This window comes from Stenotrophomonas sp. YJH_SMC_32 (assembly GCF_059369975.1).
Window position 1 is genome coordinate 249,984 of record NZ_JCAFTE010000004.1, and the last position, 17,406, is coordinate 267,389.

The 17,406-nt window shown below is 67.1% G+C and carries 16 protein-coding genes; 2 read left to right on the forward strand and 14 right to left on the reverse strand.

Annotated elements, in window-relative coordinates; genetic code table 11:
* The first annotated feature begins 158 nt into the window (after positions 1-158).
* The gene (locus AC5P7S_RS08950) at positions 159-2,270 is read left to right on the forward strand and encodes a M13 family metallopeptidase (RefSeq protein ID WP_095379168.1); all 2,112 of its coding nucleotides are present in this window, start codon (positions 159-161) and stop codon (positions 2,268-2,270) included.
* A 110-nt stretch (positions 2,271-2,380) separates the two neighbouring features.
* Here AC5P7S_RS08950 and AC5P7S_RS08955 read toward each other — a convergent pair whose 3' ends face one another.
* Complete coding sequence (locus AC5P7S_RS08955; protein ID WP_005415105.1) at positions 2,381-3,310, reverse strand: oxygenase MpaB family protein; 930 nt, start codon at positions 3,308-3,310, stop codon at positions 2,381-2,383.
* A 309-nt stretch (positions 3,311-3,619) separates the two neighbouring features.
* On the opposite strand from AC5P7S_RS08955, the gene AC5P7S_RS08960 reads away from it, so the two are divergent.
* Positions 3,620-4,234, forward strand: a complete 615-nt coding sequence (locus AC5P7S_RS08960) for a hypothetical protein (RefSeq protein ID WP_049411437.1) — start codon at positions 3,620-3,622, stop codon at positions 4,232-4,234.
* Between the two features lie 39 nt (positions 4,235-4,273).
* Here AC5P7S_RS08960 and AC5P7S_RS08965 read toward each other — a convergent pair whose 3' ends face one another.
* The 13 genes from AC5P7S_RS08965 to AC5P7S_RS09025 all read right to left on the reverse strand — a co-directional run bounded on the left by AC5P7S_RS08965 (position 4,274) and on the right by AC5P7S_RS09025 (position 16,778).
* Positions 4,274-4,618, reverse strand: coding sequence for a hypothetical protein (locus AC5P7S_RS08965; protein ID WP_095379170.1), 345 nt, complete (start codon positions 4,616-4,618; stop codon positions 4,274-4,276).
* Between the two features lie 33 nt (positions 4,619-4,651).
* A complete protein-coding gene (locus tag AC5P7S_RS08970; RefSeq protein ID WP_095379173.1) occupies positions 4,652-5,422 on the reverse strand; it encodes a LytR/AlgR family response regulator transcription factor in 771 nt (256 codons plus the stop codon).
* Positions 5,412-6,671, reverse strand: a complete 1,260-nt coding sequence (locus tag AC5P7S_RS08975; RefSeq protein WP_095379175.1) for a sensor histidine kinase — start codon at positions 6,669-6,671, stop codon at positions 5,412-5,414. Before AC5P7S_RS08975 ends, AC5P7S_RS08970 begins: the two co-directional genes overlap by 11 nt.
* A 212-nt stretch (positions 6,672-6,883) precedes the next feature.
* Positions 6,884-8,533, reverse strand: coding sequence for a M28 family metallopeptidase (locus tag AC5P7S_RS08980; protein WP_095379177.1), 1,650 nt, complete (start codon positions 8,531-8,533; stop codon positions 6,884-6,886).
* Positions 8,534-8,893: 360 nt separating this feature from the next.
* Positions 8,894-10,546 (reverse strand): CsgG/HfaB family protein, encoded by a 1,653-nt coding sequence (locus tag AC5P7S_RS08985; protein ID WP_095379180.1) that lies wholly within the window; start codon positions 10,544-10,546, stop codon positions 8,894-8,896.
* A 16-nt stretch (positions 10,547-10,562) separates the two neighbouring features.
* On the reverse strand, positions 10,563-11,240 hold the full coding sequence (locus tag AC5P7S_RS08990) for a hypothetical protein (protein ID WP_005415096.1): 678 nt from the start codon (positions 11,238-11,240) through the stop codon (positions 10,563-10,565).
* A gap of 100 nt (positions 11,241-11,340) precedes the next feature.
* Complete coding sequence (locus tag AC5P7S_RS08995) at positions 11,341-12,441, reverse strand: hypothetical protein (RefSeq protein WP_032953880.1); 1,101 nt, start codon at positions 12,439-12,441, stop codon at positions 11,341-11,343.
* Complete coding sequence (locus AC5P7S_RS09000) at positions 12,432-13,628, reverse strand: hypothetical protein (RefSeq protein WP_005415094.1); 1,197 nt, start codon at positions 13,626-13,628, stop codon at positions 12,432-12,434. Before AC5P7S_RS09000 ends, AC5P7S_RS08995 begins: the two co-directional genes overlap by 10 nt.
* 106 nt (positions 13,629-13,734) lie before the next feature.
* Positions 13,735-14,997 (reverse strand): RNA polymerase sigma factor, encoded by a 1,263-nt coding sequence (locus tag AC5P7S_RS09005; protein ID WP_095379182.1) that lies wholly within the window; start codon positions 14,995-14,997, stop codon positions 13,735-13,737.
* A gap of 45 nt (positions 14,998-15,042) precedes the next feature.
* Positions 15,043-15,399: a DUF1428 domain-containing protein gene (locus AC5P7S_RS09010; RefSeq protein WP_005415092.1), complete on the reverse strand. Its 357-nt coding sequence runs from the start codon at positions 15,397-15,399 to the stop codon at positions 15,043-15,045.
* A gap of 24 nt (positions 15,400-15,423) precedes the next feature.
* Positions 15,424-15,834, reverse strand: coding sequence for a VOC family protein (locus AC5P7S_RS09015; RefSeq protein WP_021202152.1), 411 nt, complete (start codon positions 15,832-15,834; stop codon positions 15,424-15,426).
* Positions 15,835-15,874: 40 nt separating this feature from the next.
* On the reverse strand, positions 15,875-16,297 hold the full coding sequence (locus AC5P7S_RS09020; RefSeq protein WP_005415090.1) for a VOC family protein: 423 nt from the start codon (positions 16,295-16,297) through the stop codon (positions 15,875-15,877).
* A 67-nt stretch (positions 16,298-16,364) separates the two neighbouring features.
* Complete coding sequence (locus AC5P7S_RS09025; protein ID WP_053500761.1) at positions 16,365-16,778, reverse strand: YciI family protein; 414 nt, start codon at positions 16,776-16,778, stop codon at positions 16,365-16,367.
* Between the last annotated feature and the right edge of the window lie 628 nt (positions 16,779-17,406).

Below are 17,406 nucleotides of genomic sequence, written 5' to 3' on the forward strand. Positions count from 1 at the left end.
ACGCAGGGCTCCAGGGTCCAGCATGCACCACCCCGGTGACGGCGTGAAGATCGCGTCTGCGCGTTCAGCCAGATCCTGCACAGGACGGGCGGCGCAAGGACGCGGCCAGTGGCGCCGGAGCGGATTAGACTTGGGGTTTTCCGCTGCAAGAGAAGTCCATGTCCAAGCTGCGCCGTCCCACCCTGGCGCTGGCCATCGTTGCCAGCCTGTCCCTGGCCGCCTGTGACCGCCCGGCCGAACCGGCCGCCGGTGCCACCGCGCCGGCCGATGCCGCCCCCGCTGCGGCCAAGCCGATGCTGGGCAGTTTCGGCTTCGATGCCAGCGGCATGGACCGCAGCATCGCCGCCGGCGACGACTTCTTCGGCTTCGCCAATGGCACCTGGGTGAAGAACACCGAGATTCCGGCCGACCGCTCGCGCTTCGGCAGCTTCAACGTCATTGCCGAGAAGACCCTGGCCGACACCCGCGCCATTCTCGAAGGTGCCGCCGGCAACACCAAGGCCAGCGGTGACGACAAGCTGATCGGCGATTACTACGCCGCCTACATGGACGAGGCTGGCATCGAGCAGCGCGGTCTGGCGCCGGTGCAGCCGCAGCTGAAGGCCATCGATGCGATCGCCGACAAGGCCGGGCTGGCCCGCGCCCTCGGCGGCGACCTGCGCGCCGACGTCGACCTGCTCAACGCCACCAATTTCTACACCGACCGCCTGTTCGGCCTGTGGGTGTCGGTGGACCTGCTGCAGCCCGACCGCACCGCGCCGTACCTGGTGCAGGGCGGGCTGGGCATGCCCGACCGTGACTTCTACCTGGGCGATGGCCGCATGGCCGAGCTGCGCAAGCAGTACCAGGCCTACATCGCGCAGATGCTGCAGCTGGCCGGTGTGGCCGACCCGGCCGGCAAGGCGCAGCGCATCCTGGCGCTGGAAACGAAGATCGCGCAGGCGCATGCCACCCAGGAAGAAACCAACGACGTGACCAAGGGCGCCAACCCCTGGACCCAGGCCGACTTCAATGCCAAGGCGCCGGGCATGGACTGGAACGCCTTCCTCGACGCGGCCGCGCTGGGCAAGCAGCAGGACTTCATCGTCTGGCAGCCCAAGGCCGTGGCCGGCCTGTCCAGGCTGGTCGCCACCGAGCCACTGGAGGTGTGGAAGGACTACCTGGCCTTCCACGCGCTGGACCGTGCCGCCGCCTACCTGCCGAAGAAATTCGCCGATGCCCGCTTCGCCTTCCATGGCACCGCGCTGAGCGGCACGCCGCAGCAGAGCGACCGCTGGAAGCGCGCCGTGGATGATGCCAACCATGCCGTCGGCGAAGCGATCGGCAAGCGCTATGTCGAGAAGCACTTCGACGCGAAGACCAAGGAACGCGCGGACCAGATGGCCAAGAACATCATCGCCGCCTTCGCCAAGCGCATCGACGCGTTGGCGTGGATGTCGCCGCAGACCAAGGCGAGCGCCAAGGCGAAGGTGGCCGGCCTGACCGTGGGCATGGGGTATCCGGAGAAGTGGCGCGACTACACTGGCCTTGAGATCCGCCGTGATGACCCGCTGGGCAACGCGCAGCGCGCCGAGCTGTTCGAGTACCAGCGCAACATCGCCAAGCTGGGCAAGCCGGTCGACCACAGCGAGTGGGCGATGCTGCCGCAGACCATCAATGCGATGAACGTACCGCTGGAAAACCGCCTGGTGTTCCCGGCGGCGATCCTGCAGCCGCCGTTCTTCGACGGCGCCGCCGACGACGCGGTGAACTACGGTGCGATCGGCGCGGTGATCGGCCACGAGATCAGCCATGGCTTCGACAACGCCGGTGCGCTGTTCGATGAAACCGGCAAGCTGCACAACTGGTGGACCCCCGAGGACCTGAAGCAGTTCAACGCCGCCGGTGATGCGCTGGCCGCGCAGTTCAGCAGCTACGAGCCGTTCCCGGGCGTGCATGTGAACGGCAAGCTGACCCTGGGTGAGAACATCGCCGACGTGGCCGGCCTGGGCACCGCCTACGATGCCTACCAGCTGTCGCTGCAGGGCAAGCCGGGCCAGACCCTGGAAGGCTTCACCCCGGACCAGCGCTTCTTCCTCGGCTTCGCCCAGGCCTGGCGCAGCAAGAGCCGCGAGCAGGCGCTGCGCAACTCGCTGCTGACCGATGTGCATGCACCGGGCCAGTTCCGCGCACTGACCGTGCGCAACATCGACGCCTGGTACCCGGCGTTCGAGGTGAAGGAAGGCCAGAAGCTGTACCTGGCCCCGGACAAGCGGGTCAAGGTGTGGTGATGTAACCGGAACGGGCGCCGCAAGGCGCCCGTTTCACTTGCGGGTAGCTGCCAACCTTGGTTGGCGCTTCCGCGGCACCGCGTGAAAGGCGTGCCAACCAAGTTTGGCACCTACCAGGCAACCGCGGGCCACTCGCGCAGGATCTCCACCGGAGCGCCCATGCGTGCACAGGCGCGACTGGCCAGGCCATCGGGCAGTGCGCGGCGGAACAGCGGCGCCATGCCCTGCATCAGCTTCGCAGACGCCGCCGCCTGCGCGCGCTGGCGGCCACTGCGTTCAAGCATGCCTTCGGCCCAGTCCGGCAGCAGCGCCGCGCCCGCACCGAGGAACACCTCGCGCGACAGCCCCGGCACCGGTACCGGCAGGCGCACGCCGGACAGCACCTCCAGCACCTCGCGCGAGCGCTCATCCACACGCAGCTCCGGCTGACGTGCACAGAAGTACGCCGCCACTTCCGCTTCGCTGCGCGGCACATCCACCGCGCCCAGTGCCTCGGCCACGCAACGGTACTCGTCGTAATAGCGATCGGCGATGTGCGCCGGCACCTCGCGCCCGTAGCGTCGGAACCCCTGCAGGAAACCGAAGGCTTCGGTCACGTGCACCCAGGTCAGCAACTGCGGATCGTCGGCGGCGTAGGGCTCGCCCTGCGCGGTCTGGCCGCGGATCTGCGCATGGATGCGGCGCACCTTGGCCACCAGCGCCTCCACCTCGCCGCTGGGCGCATAGCTGGTGCCGGCAACGAAGGCCGTGGTGCGGCGCAGCCGACCCACCAGGTCCTGGCGGAAATTGGAGTGGTCATAGACCCCGGCCAGCGCGCGTGGGTGCAGTGTCTGCAGCATCAGCGCGCACAGGCCACCGGCGAGCATCGAGGGAAATTCGGCGTGCAGCCGCCAGGTGACGCTGTCCGGGCCGAACCAGCCCGGGTCGCCCTGCGGATGGTCGTAATCGATGCCGCTCTGGCCGCGCGGGAAGGCGTCCAGTACCCAGCGTCGGATCGGCGCGGTGACGGGGCGGGAGAGTCGCTGCAGCAGAGCCGGCATCACAGGTCCAGGAAAGGCGGAAGAACAGTCGCGTCTTGCGCGGTTGGCTCCGATTCTCGGCGATCACGCCTCCGGCGGCGAGCCTCCCCGCTCAGCGACGGTTTCATGTGCGGCCGCAGCACGTTTCACCCTGCGACATCCTGTCGCAGGCTGCGACTGCGATGATGCAATGCATCAATTTTCACCCCCGCCGGGCAAACCCTTGCGCCGCTTGGCATTGCCCCCATTGCACGGCTCGCTGGAAGTGCTAGAACTGGATCCGCCACACCGTCCAATGCTGATCGACGCACGTTCCACAAGGAGCCAGCCATGATTGCCTTGTTCAAGGGTTTGGGAATTCTGCTTCGCGACAACGAGCTCTACAGCAGCCCGTTCGACAAACAGGTGGCGCACTGGCGCAACCTGAGCGAGCAGCAGATCCGCGATGAAGTGGCGGTGCTGGCCCAGGCCAAGTGCCAGTGGCTGATCGCCTCGATCGTCGGCTGGCAGGCGGCCTCGCTGCTGATCCTGGGCCTGATCGCCAATTACCTGTGGCGCGATGACTTCCATATCACCTTCACCCGCGTGGTGATCGTGTTCGGCTCGTGGGTCTCGATCCTGTTCGTGATCTGGTTCATGGCCAACATGTTCGATCAGCAGGCCGGCTTCGAGCGCTGGATGAAGGCGTTCAACAGTCGCGCCCGCATCAGTTCCAAGGCCGACAGCGTCGAACACGTGGCCGAGGCGCTGGACCTGGCCGAGCACTACCCGGAAGTGCTGGACTACAAGCAGGCGGTCACCGCCAGGCGCGAACTGCGCCACGAGGACATCCGCATCATGACCGAGATCGGCCGGATGAAGCAGCACTCCGAACTGGTCGGCCGCCTCAACCATGTGGGCGAGACCGAGCACCATCACGACCTGACACTGCAACCTGCCTACTGAGCCTTCAGGGAAGCGGGGGGACCCACACTGCCACCGTGATCAGTCATGGTGGCAGTGTTCTATCGGGTCCTGGCTGACGCACTGGCGGAAGCCGTCGGGCAGGCCACGCATGGCCTCGGTCTTGCCTGCCGCAACTGCGAACCGGCGCAGCGGCGGTGTGGTACACGCCGCATCGGGGCTGCAGCCCGGATCGAGCACCAGGTAGTGGCAGGCACCACTGCTGCTGGCAATGCACTGGAAACGAGCCTCGCCATCGACGACGGTAGCCTTGCTGTACAGCGTGTCCACGCCGTTGGCGTGGGTGCGCGTGATCGAGGTGTTGCGGGACCTTTCGCAGCCGGCCAACGCCAGCACGACAATGCACGCAATCAACAGTCGGGGCATGTTCGTTCCTCGGTGAAGGGGATGCTGCTGCGGCTACATGCCGCGGAACAGGCTCATGAACGGCTGGCTGACCACCAGCGTCTCCGTGCGCCCGCGCAGGCGCAGCACGCCGCGCCCGGTATCGTCGCGGCTGACCGCCGCCACCGCCTTCATGTTGACGATGGTCGAACGATGGATCTGGCGGAAGTGCTGCGCATCGAGCACTTCCAGCAGCTCGCGCAATGGTGTGCGCAGCAGGCTTTCGCCGGTGGCGGTGACCACGGTGGTGTACTTGTTGTCCGCGCGGAAGTAGGCCACGTCTTCCAGCATGATCAGCTGCGTCTCGCGCCCGTTGCTAGCGGTGATCCAGGCCAGTGGCGGGCGCTCGGCTGCGCCCTGCGATGGGCCCAACCGCTGCAGCAGGCGCTCCAGCACGGCATCGTCCTGGCGCGTCGATGGCAGCCGCGACAGGATGCGCTCGCGGGTGGCCAGCAGGCGCTCGTCGCTGACCGGCTTCAACAGGTAATCCATCGCGCCCTGCTCGAACGCATCGATGGCGTACTGGTCGTAGGCGGTGACGAACACTACCTGGGTGCGCGGGCTCAGCTCGGACAGCGAGCGTGCCACCTCGATGCCGCTGATGCCAGGCATGCGGATGTCGAGGAACGCGATGTCCGGCTGTTTCTCGGCCAGCTGCTCCAGCGCGCTGGCGCCGTCCTCGCACTCGGCCACCAGCTTCAGTTCCGGCCACAGCCGGCCCAGCTGCTCCACCAGTGACTGCCGCAGCAGCTCTTCGTCTTCGGCGATCAAGGCTTCAAGCGGCATGGCTGCGCTCCTTGGGCGACTGCGGCAGGGTCATGGTCGCGGCCACGCCGCTGGGGAAGTTGGCCACGATCGCCACGCCGGCCTGCTCACCGCAGGTCAGGCGCAGGCGCTCGCGCAGGTTCTTCAGGCCGATGCCGGTACCACTGGTGCCCTGGCCGAAGCCGAGCCCATCGTCGGCCACGGTCACCGTCACGTGGTCATCGAAGCCGCGCGCCAGGATCCAGATCGTGCCTCCGCCGGGCTTGGGTTCAAGGCCATGCTTGATCGCGTTTTCCACCAGCGTCTGCAGCGCCATCGCCGGCAGGTGCACGCCATGCAGTTCGTTGGGCACCTGCACTTCCACCGCCAGCCGTGCACCCATGCGGATGCGCAGGATCTCCAGGTAGGCGCGGGTGCGTTCCAGCTCCACGCCCAGCGTGGACACCGATTCGTCCACCTGTGGCAACGAGCTGCGCAGGTACTGGATCAGGTGGCCGAGCATCTGTTCGGCCCGTGCCGGGTCGGTGCGGGTCAGCACCTGCGCATTGGCCAGCGTGTTGTAGAGGAAGTGCGGTTCCACCTGCGCATGCAACAGGTTCAAGCGCGCCACCGACAGTTCCTTTTCCACCTGGGTCTGTTCGGCCGCAGCCTGTTCGTCGCGGCGCTGGTCGGCGACGCGGCGACTGATCGCACGGGTGACTGCTTCGGCGTTCTCGAAGTTGCTGCCCTCGTCCAGCGCCAGCAGGTCGGCCCACCAGCCAGCATCGGGTTCGAACAGCAGGGTAACGGTGCTGGTGCCCTGCCCCGGCGTGACCGTTGCCAGCACGCTGTTGCGCTTGATCGCCAGCCGCGCCGGCAGGTTCCAGCGCGAGGGCTGACGCCCATTCCAGAGATCCACGCGGCGAACATAGGCGCGCACCTGCAGGCTGCCGGCCGAGCTTTCCACATCCTCCACGCGGGGAAGTTCGGCGATCGCCGCTTCCACTACCGAGAACGCGTGGCCGGCGTCCATCGGCAGTTCTATCTGGCGGCGCTGGCGCCCGGACAAGGTGGTGGCATCCAGGCGACCGGCCACCAGCCAGACCCGGCGGATATGGGTGATGGCACTGCCCAGCGCGGAAATGATCAGGAACATCGCCAGCAGGCCGAAAATCCAGCCCGGGCCATCGTTCATGCCACTGAAGATGCCGCTCCAGACCATGCCAGCGACGAACAGCGCCGCAGCCCAGGCCAGCAGGTGACGGAACAGGAGTGAAAGGCTGGCGAACACGGCGGCGCCTTGGAGGAAGGGGGTGAGCCGAGCATAGGGCGGCCCGCCGGGCAAGCAAGCGGCCTGCGACGAAGGCCGGGAAAGTGGGGATGGAAGGCCTTCTGGTAGTGCCGGCCGCTGGCCGGCTCCCCATGACCTCCGCAAGCATCACAAGGTTGCCGGCCAGCGGCCGGCACTACCCGGGAGGCGCCGGGCGAACCCGGCGCATTCCCTTACCTGCGCTGGTCGGCGCTGGCGTCGCGTACGGCGCGGAACGACTCGTCCTTGCTCCAGTTCGGCCAGGCACGGGAGTTGGCCAGCTGGTTGCCCAGCGTGTACAGCACTTCCAGGTCGCGGGCGGCACCGGCGAACACCCAGTCCGGCTGCCATTCGTCGCCCTGCTGGTGGTAACGCTTGGCGGTGTAGTCCTCGGAGGCCTTCTTGCCTGCGGCGACGCCACCGTCCACCCAGTCCTGGCCGGCCGACCAGGACAGCGCCGGCACGCCACGCTTGGCGAACGGGAAGTGGTCGGAGCGGAAGAACAGGCCCGCTTCCGGCTTCGGGTCCGGCGTGTAGCGGATGTCCCAGCCCTTGGCCACGTCCTTCAGCTGGTCCAGCAGCTCGAAACGCGCGGCACCGTAGATGCCGAAGTCACGCGACGGGCCGAACGGCGCCATGCCGTCCATGTTGATCACCGCCACGGTCTTTTCCAGCGGGTACAGCGGATGGGTGGCGTAGTACTCCGAACCCAGCAGGCCCTTCTCCTCGGCGGTGACCGCCAGGAACAGCAGCGAACGCTGCGGGCGCGTTTCCTTGGCGAAGCCACGGGCAAGCTCGAGCAGCGAGGCGGTACCACTGGCGTTGTCCAGTGCGCCGTTGAAGATGCGGTCACCGCGCGCGTCCGGCTCGCCCACGCCGATGTGGTCCCAGTGCGCGCTGTAGATGATCGTCTCATCCGGATGGCGGCTGCCTTCCAGGCGTGCGGCCACGTTGTGCGAGGTGATCACTTCGGTCTTCACCGCGTACTTCGCGTCCAGGCTGGCGCCGGTCAGCGGCACCGGGGTGAAGTCGCGCTGCTGCGCCTTCTTCTTCAGCGCCTCGAAGTCCTGCCCGGCGGAGCGGAACAGCTCCACGGCAAGGTCGCGCTGGATCCAGCCTTCCAGCAGCGGGTGGCTTTCGGCCGGGTTGTCGCGCACCACGTCGAACATCGTGTTGGTGTTGGAGCCGGCCACGGTGGCCCAGCCGTACGACGCCGGTGCGGTCTCGTGCACGATCAGCACGCCCAGCGCGCCCTGGCGGGCACCTTCTTCGTACTTGTAGGTCCAACGGCCGTAGTAGGTCATGCCCTTGCCGTCGAAGTCGCCCTGGCCGGTCTCGAAGTCCGGATCGTTGATCAGCACGACGGCGATCTTGCCCTTCAGGTCCACGCCCTTGAAGTCGTCCCAGTTGCGCTCCGGGGCCTTCACGCCGTAGCCGAGGAACACCAGCGGCGCCTTGCTGATATCGACGTTGCTGGCGCCGTTCATGGCGGCGCGCACGGCAATCTGCTTGCCCTGCTCCAGCGGCAGGGTCTTGCCGCCCTGGTGCAATGCCAACTGCGGCGCGCCGACGATGTCGCCCTTGCGCAGCGGCACGGCTTGGGTCCACAGGCGCTTGCCGTCCTTGAGGTCACCGCCCGGCTGCAGGCCGGCATCGGCGAACTGCTTGCTGAGGAAGGCGATGGTCTTCTCTTCGCCGGCGGTGGCCGGCGAGCGGCCTTCGTAGGCGTCGGAGGCCAGTTCCTTGACGTCGGCGGAGATCCGCGCGCCATCGAATTTCGGGGTGGCCGCCATCAGTGCGCTCGACACTGACAAGGCCAGCAGGCCCAGTGCTACTCGCTTCATTGCTCTCTCCAGCAGGGAAATCTCTCTGGAGTGTAATGGGATTCGGCAGGGCTGCGCCCTGCACCCGCCGAAGCCAGGGCAGCAGCAACAGCTGGAGCAACAGCAACAGCAGAAGCAGGCATTCGGTGGGATGGCGGGGTGGGTCCGGTTGCGGGGGACGCCGTAAACCCGTCCTTGGGGGCTTGGCCGCGGCATTCATGCCGCGGACACCCCCGCAACCGGACCCACCCCGCCTTCGACAGATCTCTGCTGCTGTTGGTGGGTGTCGACCTTGGTCGACACGGACGGAAACACGAAGGGGTCAGAGCCCTTTCCCGGCGGGAAAGGGCTCTGACCCCATCTGTGTGTTGCTTGGGCGTGTTACCAGTTCGGGTCTTCGGCCGGGGCGGCAGCAGACTTGGGCTTCGGCTTGGCGGCCGGGCGGGCGGCGGCTGCAGCCGGGGCGGTCGCGCCCGCAGCAGCGGCGGCAGCCGGCTTGCTGCCCAGCTTCTGGCGCAGTTCGATCTGGCCCGGACGGAAGCCGCCGCGCATCGCGTCAACGCCGTCTTCGATGGTGCCGTACGAGGTCTGTGCAGCCACGCGGTCGATGCGGATGGTGCAGCATGGGTGTTCGCTGCGGCCCAGCGAACGGCCGGTCTGCGGGTCCTTCAGTTCCTCGCCCAGGCGCACAGCCTGCCAGCGCTGGCCGGCCTGCACGGTGTCACCGCCCTGGCTCAGCACCACCTGGTCACCGTCCACCGACACCACCGACACCGGGAACAGCGTGGTGACGATGCTGGTGCCGATCTGGCCGGACAGCGATTCCATCATCGCCGCAGCCATGTTGCGGCCGTTGACCACACGCGGCAGGGTGCTCGGGCCGGTCGAGGCCAACTGGTGATCGAAGCTGTCGGACATCACCACCTGGCCGGTGGTGGCGTTGACCAAGCGCAGGGTGATGCGGCCGCCACCGGAGTATGAGGTCACCTGACGGTCGGACATGCGCAGGTTGCGCACGCTGCGCGGGTACTCGAAGCGTTCGATGGTCGGGATCAGGATCAGGTCGGTCGCCAGCTGCTGGCCGACGCGGGCAGTGTCCTGCAAACGCACGTTGCCGCTGTTGATGTGGTCGATCTCGGCCTGCAGTTCGTCGCCGAACTCGCGATCCAGCACGATGAAGCGCTGGGTCTGGGTCAGCGTGTCGGACAGGCGTGCGCGGATCGCGTCGGCCACTTCATCGGCGCTCACGCGGCCATCGCCCACGGCATAGCTGCCGGCCTTCGTACGCGGCAGCGCTACCACGATCTTCGGCTTGCCCTGCTCGTCCGGTGCGCGGTACTGGGCGATCTGGGCACGCACGCGTACCTTCCAGTAGCTGCGCATGCTGCGGTGGGTCACGTCGGAATCGAACGAGCTTGCGCCACGCTTGGCATCGACGCTGACCTTCTCGTCGTAGCGCTCCTTGACACTGGCCGAGGCACCGCCGCCCTTGGCCGTGGCTTCGCCAGAGGCGCTGGCAGAGGCCGAACCCTTGAAGCTCCAGCCTTCATCGCTGGCGCGCACGCGCGCGATGGTTTCCTCGTCCAGCTGCCGCACTTCGTCCTGCGACAGGATTTCATAGCCCAGCACCGCGCCCTGCGAGCCGGCGATCATCTGCTGGGTGAACGCGTCGGCGCGGATATCGCCGACGTGTTCGTCATCCACGTCCACATGCAGGCCTGCGCGCAGGCCCTGCATCTGGCTGGCCACGCGTACACCGTTGACCTGCGCCACCGCCGACTGCAGCGCCGCCAGCACCGCCAGTTCCGGGGTGCTGCCGATGCCGTCGGCCTCGCGCGCGACCTGGGTGGTGCCGCCGAAATCCGGCGTGCCACGCAGGGGCGCTGCTTCCACTGGCGCATTGCTGGCCAGTGCACTGGTTGCCTTGTCCTTGGCGGGTGTGGGCGCATCGGCGGCCGGGGTGTCCTGCTTGCCGCAGGCTGCAAGCAGCACGGCGGCCAGGCCCAGGCCGATCAAACGGGAGGTCGTACGCATGGGGTTGATCCTCGGATCAGATCGAGTCGAGCATCGAATCGGCGTTCGACGGCACCTTCACCTTGCTCTTCTTGGCGAAGGTCACGGCCGACTTGGTCGAGCCGTACAGGCCCTGGATGAAGCCCGGCGATTCCTTGGCCACCCATGCACCGGCAGCCAGTTTGCGGCCGACGGTGGCCATCTGGGTGGCGCCCAGGTTCTTCATGCCGGCGGTGAAGTTGCTGGCTTCGCCGCCCAGCTTCTGCGCTTCGGCAGCCGACGCCAGCAGCGAGACCAGGCCTTCGGCATAGTGCTGCTTGGATTCAGCGTTCAGCTCCGGCTGCGCGGCCTGGCGCTCGTCGATCGCGGCCTGGGCGGCTTCGCTGACCGACACCGACTTCTTCATCGCATCGACGCTGACCGAACCCGACGACAGCGCCTGGCGCTCGGCTTCCAGCAGCTGCACCTGCTCGGCCAGGCCGAAGGCACGGGCGAACGAGGTCTGGGCCTGCAGCGAGTGCGACTGCGAGCTGACGAAACGACGCACCAGTGCTTCCTGCGCGGCTTCATCCGGTGCGGCGGCGCTGGAGGCGCTGCTGCTGGAGGTACCGGTGGCGGCGCCGGCCAGGTCCTTCAGCTTGCCCAGGCCAGCGTGCGCCGGCATCGACAGGGTGGCGGCCGCGATGGCCAGGACAAGAGCGGTATTGCGGATCATGTGAGAGTCCTTTGGGAGAGACGGCCGCGGTGCGGCACGTGGGGAATCGGTGAGCCCCGGGGCGATGCCGAGCGCGCTCGGCACCCACCGGGGCGGCGGATCAGCGCACTGCCTTGACGTTCAGTTCGTTGATCATCTGCTGGGCGGCCTTTTCGGCAGCCAGCTGCAGTGCGTTGGTACGGGCCACGGTTTCATTCGGGCCGGTACCGGAGAACTGCACCGGACCGACCGACGACACGGTGCGCGGGAAACGACCGGTCACATCCAGCACCTTGCCGGTGACGGTGACGAACACGCGGGTGTTGCCACTGGCCGGATCACGGTCGCGCATGCCGATGTCGAGGGTGCCGACGGCGATGTACGGAATGTTGGCCGCACGGATGCCGTTGGCGGTGTCACGCAGGGTGGCCGGGGCCAGGTCGTTGCCGGTGCTGAAGTCCTTGCGGATGCGCTCGATGCTGAGCAGGCCACGCGATTCGCCTTCCACGTATTCGGCTTCAACCACTTCGTAGCCCGCGGCGCTGAAGGCCCCGGTCATCGCGGTGTTGACCTCGGCGGCGTTGGCCACCTTCCAGGTGATGTTGTCGGCGCGCGCGGTGGTGCTGCCGCCGCTGGTGACCGACACCGAACCATTCTGGTTGATGCTGCCGTTGGTGCTGACCGAGTTGCCGCGGAAGCTGTCGCCCTCACGAGTGTTCTCGCTGTAGCTGCTGCTGGCGTCGACGCGGCGGTATTCCTTGTCCTGGAACGACTGCACGGTGTCCTGCGAGCGCGCCATGAACAGGAAGGTCAGCAGCGAGCGCTGCGCGGCGGTGGCACCGGCCACGGCCGAACCCGCATCCAGCTTGGTCTGCAGCAGGGTGGTGTTGATCTCGGCACGGACGGTGACGGTGTAGGTCTTGGCCTTCTTGTCTTCGGTGTCCGACAGCTGCACCGCGCTGAGCACGTAGCGGTCGATCTCGCCGATGAACTCGGCGCGGCGCGCTTCGAACAGGCGCAGCTTGGCCGCACCGGTTTCGGCGATGTACGCCTCCAGGGCATTGACCTTGGCCTTGTTCAGGGCCTGGGCACGGGTATCGGCACTCAGGCGCAGGCCGTAGCTGGCCGAGCCGGTGCCGCGCGAACTCGCGGTCTGCGCAGCGACCGGCGAGGCCACCACCAGCGCGATGAGGATGAGCAGGATGGTACGCATCAACGACATGACTTGATCAACTCCTGGAGGGCTTGGGTCTGCTGCTGCAACGGGCGGCCGCCCGGCTTCTGTTCGTCCAGCCAGGCGCGCGAATCGGCACGCTTGGCGGCGGCGCCGGCGAAGGCATCGAGCCCGGCCAGCAGGGTTTCGTAGCTGGCCGACCACTGGTCGACCTGCCACTGCGTGGCCGGAACCACCTTGGTGGCCCCCTTGCGCAGCGGCTGTTCGAAATAGACCTTCCCCGAGAACGGTTCGGTCACCTTGGCGGTGAAGAAGGCGCCGAACAGCATCGTCTTCATCGCCGGGGTTTCCTCGATCACGCCGTTCTTCAGTGCATCGACCTGCAGGTTGATGACGTAGTCGGGTTCGGGAATCTTCAGCTGGTAGACCTTGCCGTCGGCAAAGCGGGCAGCCATCGCGCCACCGATCGCCTGGCCCGAGGCCGGCGGCAGCAGCCCGACGCCGGTGTTGGACGACAGTGTCTTGGACAGTTCATGGGCCAGCGTGGCGCGCAGCGGCGCTTCCCACTTCGGGTCGGGCAGCTTGGCGCGGACCGCGTCGGACAGGGTTACACCACCGACCTGCAGACGGCGCACCGCCGCGTCGGGCAACCTGGCCTGGGCAAGGCTGGCCGCCAGCACCTGCGACAGGCTGGTATCGGCGCCGCCATACAGCAGATCGGCGACGATCGCGTCGATATCGTCGTTGTCCGGTCGGTAATCCTGCACGTCGATGCGCTGCAGCGTAAGCGGATAGGACGCGATCACCTGGCGCTCGCGGAAGTCGAAGAACAACGCCTGCAGCGCCACTTCCACCAGCACCTTGTACTGGTCACCGATCGGCTCGACCGAGACCAGTTCGCGGTCCAGCGCGGCGGCCAGCACGGTGGCGCTGGTGGTGCCGTCGAGCATCGCCACCGGCTGGTCGATCAGCTCCAGGTGGGCCGGTGCGCGGCGCTTGAGCGACTGCGCCAGCGTCTGGTTCAGCGGGACCAGGCCACGCCGTTCCAGCACCGCATGCGCATGCGGCGTGGTCGCCTGCACGGCGGCGGCGTCAGCGGTATAGGCAAAACCGGCCCAATAGGCCTGTTGCGATTTGTCCGCGGCCTGCACGGCCGTCGGCCATACGGCCAGGCACAGGGCACAGGCAAGCAGGCGCGCAAAAGCGCGCGATGCGCTCTTCGTCCTTGAATACATCCAACCGCTCCTCGGTCAATACGCACGGAATGCGGGCGCTGATGCGTCCGCTGGGCGCGAAACATAGCCGCTCAGGCGCGCGGCGACAAGTGCTGTCCTTGTCGGCTCAGTCCGTGGGGGGCAGGCCGGCCCGTTGCCGCAGCAGTCTGCGCTCGGCCTGGTTGTGGCTGAGCCGAGCCGCCTCGCCAAAAGCGTCACGCGCATCCTGCTCGCGCCCCAGTGCCTGCAACAGCTCGCCACGCACCACCTGCAGCGGCGCGTAGTCACGCAGGCGCGCGTCGACCAGCAAGGGCTGCAGCTGCGCCCAGGCGGCAAAGGGACCGTCGCTGCGCAGGATCGCCACCACCCGGTTCAATGCCACCACTGGCGAAGGCTGCACCTGCAGAAGCTGTGCATAGAGCGCAGCAATGCGCGGCCAATCAGTGGCGTCAGCGCGACGCGCAGCCGCATGGCAGGCCGCGATGCGCGCCTGCAGCACGTAGGGATCCTGCCCGCCGCCTGCGGCCAGCGCACGTGCCAGTGCCTGCTGACCACGTTCGATCTGCAGCCAATCCCAGCGCGCGCGGTTCTGCTGGTCCAGCAGCACCGGCGCGCCCTGCGCGTCCACCCGCGCCGCTGCACGCGAGGCCTGCAGCTCCATCAGCGCCAGCAGGCCCAGTACCGGCGGCACCGGCAACCGATGGGCCAGGATGCGGGCCAGGCGCAGCGCTTCCTCGCACAGTGCCGGGCGCATCCAGTCATCGCCGGCGCTGGCCGCATAGCCTTCGTTGAACACCAGGTAGATCGCCTCCAGCACCGAAGCCAGGCGCTCCGGCATCGCCTCCGCGCGCGGCACTTCATAGGGCACCTGCTTCTGCGCCAGGGTGCGCTTGGCGCGCACGATGCGCTGGGCGATGGTCGGTTCCGGCTGCAGGAACGCGCGTGCGATCTCCACGGTGGTCAGGCCACCGAGCAGGCGCAGGGTGAGTGCCACGCGCGCATCGGCCGGCAGCACGGGATGGCAGGCCACGAACATCAGCCGCAGCAGGTCATCGCCCAGGTCATCCTCCAGCGCCTGGTTGTCATCGGGTGCCGGCAGCGCCGCCGGATGCAGTTCCTCGCCCCATTGCGCGTGCTGCTGCGCCACGCGCTGGTGCTGGCGCAGCACATCGATGGCACGGTTGCGCGCGGTGGTCATCAGCCAGGCTCCGGGGTTGTCCGGGATGCCCTGCTCCGGCCAACGCTCCAGCGCGGCCAGCCAGGTGTCCTGGGCCAGTTCCTCGGCACGGCCGACATCGCCACCGAGCAGCCGCGCCAGGCGCGCGATCAGCACTGGCGACTCCATCCGCCAGAGGGTTTCCAGACGCTGCGTCAGTGCGGGCTCGAGCATGCGCCGATCACAGCACGCACGCCCGGCCCGCACAAGCGCCGCAGCTCACGCTTCAACAATCGGCTTGAAGCCACCCCAGAACATGCGCCGGGTATCGAACGGCATGTCCTTCGGGCCCAGCGACGCCAGCCGCGGGTCGGCCATCACCTTTGCGTTGATGCGGTCGCGTGCCGCGCGCGAGCGGAACACCACGAAGGCGACGATCACCGTCTCGCCCGGTTTCGCCTTGACCGCGCGCGGGAACGAGGTGCTCTTGCCCGGTTCCACATCGTCGGCCACGCATTCCATGTACTGCAGCGCGCCATGGTCCTTCCACACCACGCCGGCCTTGCGGGCAAGGCGGCGGTAGGCCGCCACCTTGTCCTGCGGGCACGGCAGCACGTACGCATCCACGTAAGCCATGAGGGTCCTCCCTTGCGGCGGCCGTCAGCCCGGCTCGCCATCCATGTGTGCGATTTCCCAGAGATGGCCATCCAGGTCCTGGAAGCCGCGCTGGTACATGAAGCCCAGGTCGCGCGCCGGCTGCGGCTCGCTGGCGCCGGCGGCCAGTGCCTTGTCCACCAGCTCGTCAACGGCCTTGCGACTGGGTGCCGAGAGCGCATTGATCACTTCGGTGTGGGTGTGCGCGTCGGCAATCGGCTTGTTGGTGAACTGCTGGAAAAAAGGTTGGGTCAGCAGCATCACATAGATGCTCTCGCTTATGACCATGCCAGCCGCATCGTCATTGGTATAGGTTGGATTGAAGCTGTAGCCCAGCGCGGTGAAGAATGCCTTGGACTTCTCCAGATCCTGCACGGGCAGGTTGACGAAGATCATCTGCGGTTGTGGTGCACTCATTGGTAACGCTCCTTGCGGATGAAGAGGAAAGAGGGAGGGATCAGGGCTGCTTCATGCAATTGACCATCCACGGCTTGCCGTAACGGTCGATCAGCATGCCCCAGCGATGTGCCCAGAACGTTTCGGCGATCGGCATCTGCACCTGGCCACCTTCGGCCAGCGCAGCGAACACGCGTTCGGCTTCTTCGATGCTGTCGACGTCGACATTGATGGTGGTCGAGCCGCCCTCGCCACCGCCGGGACCGTCGGCCGCCATCACGATGGCGCTGCCGATCTCCAGCTGGCTGTGCGCAACGTGGTCGAGGGTTTCCGGCGGCATTTCGTTGCAGCCCGGCGAGCCATCGGAGGGCGGCATGTCGCGGTACTTCATTTCCGAGGTGACCTGGCCACCGAGTGCCTTGGCATAGAACGCCATTGCCTCGTGGGCCTGGCCGCTGAAGCCGAGGAAGGGAATCAGTCTCATGGCAATACTCCGTTGTGCGGTTCAGGGCGATAGTGCCGGGGCGTGCCCGGCAGGGAGAGGAATCGGATCAGCCTTCCAGCTGTGCACGCAGACGCTGTTCCTGCTGCTGTAATTCGGGGGTGAAGGCTTCACCAAAGTCTTCTGCGGAGATCAGCGGACGCAGTTCCAGCGTGCCGCCCTCGCCGAACGGCGCACGGCTGGCCCATTCAACGGCCTCGTCCAGCGACCGCACCTCCCACAGCCAGAAGCCGGCGATCTGTTCGCTGGCAGGACCGAACGGACCGGCCTCGACCTTGGGTGCCCCGCCGCCGAAATGAATGCGACGGCCGCGCTGGGTGGCGTGCAGGCCTTCACCGGCCAGCATGATGCCGGCGGCCACCAGTTGTTCGTTGAAGGCGCCCATTTCGGACAGTTCCTGTTCGCTGGGCATGCGGCCGGCTTCGGAGTCGGCGTTGGCCTTCACGATCACCATCACTTTCATTTCGGTCTCCCGTGGGACGCGTGGTGCGTGCCCTTCACTGGGTACAACGAACCAGGGGGCTGGGAATCGACACGTCCTCTGAAAATTATTTCTTCCGTGGAAAGCGCGCCTTCGGCGGGAGTCGGCGAACGGCGGAGCCCCTCCGTGGTGGTGTGGGTTGGTCGCTGAAAGCTGGTTTTCTGGGAGTGGGCCGGGCGGGTGGGGTTGGCGGGGACGCCGTGAACCCATCCGTGGGGGCTTAGCCGCGCCATCCATGGCGCGGATACCCCGCCAACCCCACCCGCCCGGCCCCAGACAGATCTCTGCGGCTGCCCCACCACGGGAAAATCAAGAGAAAAGGCAAAAGCAAAAGCAGCAGCAACGGCGGTTGGCTGGCGGCCTCAGCTTTACGAGCGAAGCGACCCGCTTTTGCTCTTGTTTGTGATTTTCCGTGGTGAACGCCGCAGGAAACTGTCCAGGGCCGGGTGGGTAGGCGGGGCGGGGGTGTCTGATCTGGCCCCCCGTCAGCGGACGCCAAGAAGCGATACTTTGATCGCACTTGGAGGTCCCTTATGTCCCGTATCACCCGTCGTAGCTATACCGATGAGTTCAAGCACCAAGCCGTGGAGTTGGCCGAGTCGCTCGGGCC